Genomic DNA, 634 nt, shown 5'->3' with positions numbered 1-634 from the left:
GCGCGAGCAGCTCCTTTTTTGATAGCATTTACAGCCCGATCGACTTGATCCGTCGGGCGCCCCCATGCAGCTGGCGGCAGACGTGGGGTATTCTTTGCGCAAGATGCCAGGCACCCCTAAAAACACTTCCTCCCCCCTTCACTACCGCGTCGAAACAGACGTTCTGCACGCCCACCTCTTTCGCGTGACCCTCACGATCGCACAGCCTGACGCTTTGCAAAGGGTCTCGCTGCCTGTGTGGATCCCCGGCAGTTACCTGGTGCGGGAATTCTCCAAAAACCTGCAGAACCTGGAGGCTCGCCAAACGGTACGAACACCGCTTCGTGCCGAACAGCTCGATAAATGCACCTGGCAGATTCAGTGCTCGCCTGCCAAACCGCTGGTGCTGCGCTATGAGGTGTATGCCTGCGACAACTCCGTGCGCAGCGCCTGGCTGGATTCCCATCGCGGCTTTTTCAACGGCACCAGCCTGTGCCTGAAAGTGCAGGGCCAGGAAAAAGCCGCGCATGTGCTGGAGATCCTCACACCGAAAGCCGCCAAGGGCTGGTCACTGGCCACAGGGCTCAGGCCGCAGGCAGTCAACAAGCATGGGTTTGGTACCTACCTGGCGGCCGATTACGACGAACTGGTGGAC

General features: G+C 59.8%; 1 protein-coding gene. It reads left to right on the top strand.

Going from position 1 to position 634, the window contains the following annotated elements; all coding sequences use genetic code 11:
• Positions 1-103: 103 nt before the first annotated feature.
• On the top strand, positions 104-634 hold a 531-nt coding region (locus AC1D1X_RS25185; RefSeq protein ID WP_477699618.1), incomplete at its 3' end, for a M61 family metallopeptidase.

It is taken from the genome of Polaromonas sp. P1_G4, from assembly GCF_056405475.1.
This window is presented reverse-complemented; position numbering and strand designations above follow the sequence as displayed.